The following is a 444-nucleotide window of genomic DNA, read 5'->3' as shown; positions in this document are numbered from 1 at the left end:
GTTAAAAAATCCCATCTGCATGATCCAAAAGCGACTAGCGTGCGCAAACGCCGCAAGCAGCGCGCAAAACGCGAGAGTCCTTTTAGGCGGAGAACTAGCGTAGGCAAAACCAAGCCCCGCCACAGCGGCAAAAGCGCCGTCTATAAGAGTCGCGGTAAAAAGCTCAAACATGTAAAATCTCCGCATTGCTAAGCGAGAGCGTGATATAGACGCCCACCGCGATACAAAGTATCAGGATGCCCGTGCTCACGGCCCTGCTGATACCTACGAGCGTGTTGTCGTTTAGGATATCAAAGACCGAGTTTATGAGAAAAACCCCCGGCATTAAAAAGAGTATCGACGAGCCGATCGCGACGTCGCTAGTATGCGTAAAGCCGTAAAATACGCCAAGATAAGCGATAAAAGAGACGACAAACGAGACCAAAACGTCATGGATTTTTAAAT

2 protein-coding genes are annotated in these 444 nt (G+C 49.1%); both read right to left on the bottom strand.

What is annotated here, in order from left to right:
• On the bottom strand, positions 1-171 hold a 171-nt coding region (locus CYP28_RS00680), incomplete at its 3' end, for a threonine/serine exporter family protein (RefSeq protein ID WP_181000386.1).
• On the bottom strand, positions 164-444 hold a 281-nt coding region (locus CYP28_RS00675; RefSeq protein WP_141090878.1), incomplete at its 5' end, for a threonine/serine exporter family protein. The genes CYP28_RS00680 and CYP28_RS00675, both read right to left, overlap by 8 nt.

The organism is Campylobacter concisus (assembly GCF_002914195.1).
Taxonomy (GTDB): Bacteria; Campylobacterota; Campylobacteria; order Campylobacterales; family Campylobacteraceae; genus Campylobacter_A; species Campylobacter_A concisus_M.
This window is presented reverse-complemented; position numbering and strand designations above follow the sequence as displayed.